The 2,685-nt window shown below is 69.1% G+C and carries 3 protein-coding genes; 1 reads left to right on the forward strand and 2 read right to left on the reverse strand.

From position 1 onward, the window contains the following. Positions 1 to 85: 85 nt before the first annotated feature. On the reverse strand, positions 86 to 478 hold the full coding sequence (locus tag QMX83_RS21115) for a DUF2798 domain-containing protein (RefSeq protein ID WP_282298585.1): 393 nt from the start codon (positions 476 to 478) through the stop codon (positions 86 to 88). Here QMX83_RS21115 and QMX83_RS21120 point away from each other — a divergent pair. Then, positions 471 to 1,394 (forward strand): LysR family transcriptional regulator, encoded by a 924-nt coding sequence (locus tag QMX83_RS21120; RefSeq protein ID WP_282298586.1) that lies wholly within the window; start codon positions 471 to 473, stop codon positions 1,392 to 1,394. The two genes, QMX83_RS21115 and QMX83_RS21120, sit on opposite strands and share 8 nt — an antisense overlap. A 43-nt stretch (positions 1,395 to 1,437) precedes the next feature. Here the strand turns inward: QMX83_RS21120 and QMX83_RS21125 are convergent, their stop codons facing one another. Beyond that, on the reverse strand, positions 1,438 to 2,544 hold the full coding sequence (locus tag QMX83_RS21125; protein ID WP_282298587.1) for an NADH:flavin oxidoreductase/NADH oxidase: 1,107 nt from the start codon (positions 2,542 to 2,544) through the stop codon (positions 1,438 to 1,440). Positions 2,545 to 2,685: the final 141 nt, after the last annotated feature.

Consider the following 2,685-nt stretch of genomic DNA (forward strand, 5'->3'; position numbering starts at 1 on the left):
GGGGGGCGCCCGCCCCGGGGGGGGGCGGGGGGCGCGGGGGCGGCGGCCCCCCCCCCCCCCCCCCCCCCCCCCCCCCGGCTCTACGTCAATGGTTCGGATGTACCGTCAGCGCCACCAGCCGCATCACCAGTGGGCGCACCACCAGAACACAACAGAACGCAGTCGGCATGGCCAGCTGGTATGCAGCCAGCACCCGCATCGGGTAGTCGGGGTTGATGCCGGCATTGGCGGCGGTGATCACCAGGCACATCAGCATGGCCATGATCGATGCCATGAAGAACGCGAAGACGAAGGGCGTGGCGCGCGCCGTGAGTTTCCAAGAGGCATTCATCAGACGTGTATCAGCTCGCAGGCAACGCAGCGGTTGCGGGACCGGCACGATATGCAGCCCGGAGCGCTCGCGATAGATCGCGCACGCTTTGCACAGACCAAAGCAAAACTTGGCAGCAAGCAGCGACAATAGCGGCATCATGAACATTCTTCACTGCATCCGCAGCTTCATCCGCACCGCCGACGCGGGCAGCCTGGCCGCCGCCGCACGCACGCTCGGCATCAGTTCCGCCGCAGTGGGCCAGAACATCGCCCGACTGGAAACCCACCTGGGCGTGCGCCTGTTCAACCGCACCACGCGCCGGCTGGTGCTGACCGAGCGCGGTTCGCTGTACTTGGCCAAAGTCCGCCACGTGGAGGACGACCTGCAACGCGCGCAGGACGCGGTCACCGACCCGGAGGCCGAGCCGGAAGGCCGACTGCGCATCGCCAGCACCGCGGCATTTGGCCGGCATGTACTGGCACCACTGCTGCCGTCGCTGCAGGCACGCTACCCGGGGCTGGATATCGAGCTGCTGCTGTCCGACCGCAGCGTGGACCACGCGCATGAGGAGGTGGACGTCAGCATCCGCATCGACCCGCAGCTGGAGGAAGGACTGGTGGCACGCCCACTAGCCCAGGTGCCGTTCGTGGTTTGTGCGTCGCCGGTGTACCTGGCCCAGGCGGGCGTGCCGGAAACCCCGGAAGCGCTTGGCGATCATCGCTGCCTGGTGTTCCGCTACCCGGTGGATGGCCGCCATCTGCGCTGGGGCTTCGTGCGCGACGGCCAGCCGTTTGATGCGGATCTGAATCCGGCCTTGGTCAGCGACGACATCGATGCGCTGGCGGCCATGGCGGCGGCCGGCGGTGGCATCGCCCGGCTGGCGGCCTTCGTCGCCGCGCCGTGGCTGGTGCGCGGCAACCTGCAGGTGCTGTTTGCCTCCGACGATGGTGCGCACACCTCACCGGAGCCCATGCGGCTGTACCTGTGTGTCAGCGACCGGCGTGATCTGACGCCGAAGGTGCGGGCGCTGATGGAGCACGTGGTGGAGGGGCTGCCGCAGGCGTGGCGCGTCGGCGGTTGATGAGCCGCCGAACGCGCGCAGAGCAGCCGGGCTGAGCCCGGCTCTACTTGGCGGGTGCGGTGAACACGCCGCGCGCCTCACGCGGCTCGCAGCGCAGGTACTGCGGGGCTGGCGTGATGCTGTCACCGAGTGCCGCCGCGGCATGCCACGGCCAACGCGGGTCGTAGAGGATGCCGCGCGCCAGTGCCACGGCATCGGCGTGACCGTGGCGCAGGATGGATTCGGCCTGCGAGGGATCGGTGATCAGGCCCACGGCGATCACCGGCATGCGCACCTTGGCGGCCTTGATGGCCTGCGCGAACGGGACCTGGTAGCCCGGTTCCAGCGGAATCTTCTGGCGCGGGTCGAGGCCGCCGCTGGAGACGTGCAGGAAGTTGCAGCCACGCAGGTCCAGGATCTGGGCCAGCGTGGTGGTCTGTTCGATGTCCCAGCCACCGGCGACCCAGTCGCTGGCGGAGACGCGCACACCGACCGAGATGTGTTCGGAGACCGCTTCGCGTACCGCGTCGAACACGCGGATCAGCAGGCGCATGCGGTTCTGCAGCGAGCCGCCGTACTCGTCGTCGCGCTGGTTGCTCAGCGGCGACAGGAACTGGTGCAGCAGGTAACCGTGCGCGGCGTGCAGTTCGATCAGGTCCAGGCCCACGCGCTCGGCACGCTGCGCCGCCGCCACGAACGCATCGACGATGGCATCGATGCCGGCGACATCCAGCGCTTCCGGGCGCGGGTGGTCATTGAACGGCAGCGCGGAGGGCGCGACCGTGGTCCAGCCATTCGGGTCCGTTGCCGGCAACCCGCCGCCGCCGTCCCACGGACGCGCGGAGGAGGCCTTGCGGCCGGCATGGGCGAGCTGCACGCCCACCGGCATCGGTGACCACGCTTTCACCGAGGCAATCACGCCGGCGAGGGCGGCTTCAGTGGCGTCGTCCCACAGGCCCAGGTCGGCCCAGCTGATGCGGCCTTCCGGCAGCACGGCGGTGGCTTCCAGGATCAGCAGGCCGGCACCGGACTGGGATAACTGGCCCAGATGCTGGCGGTGCCAGTCGTTGGCCTGGCCGTCAGTGGCGGAGTACTGGCACATCGGGGCAATGACGATGCGGTTGGGCAGCTGCAGCGGCCCAAAGGAGACGGGGGAGAAAAGCTGGCTCACGGGGGACTCGGACGTGGGGGTTCAAACCGGTGGGTATTGCACTCTGAAGCGGGGTTACAGGCAACCGTTTGTGTAGAACGGTGAGGGCAGCGAGGTAGAGCCGGGCTTGCCCGGCTGTGGGTGCCGCGCGAAGGGCAGCCG

This window comes from Stenotrophomonas sp. PS02289, assembly GCF_029960115.1.
In the GTDB taxonomy this organism is placed as follows: domain Bacteria; phylum Pseudomonadota; class Gammaproteobacteria; order Xanthomonadales; family Xanthomonadaceae; genus Stenotrophomonas.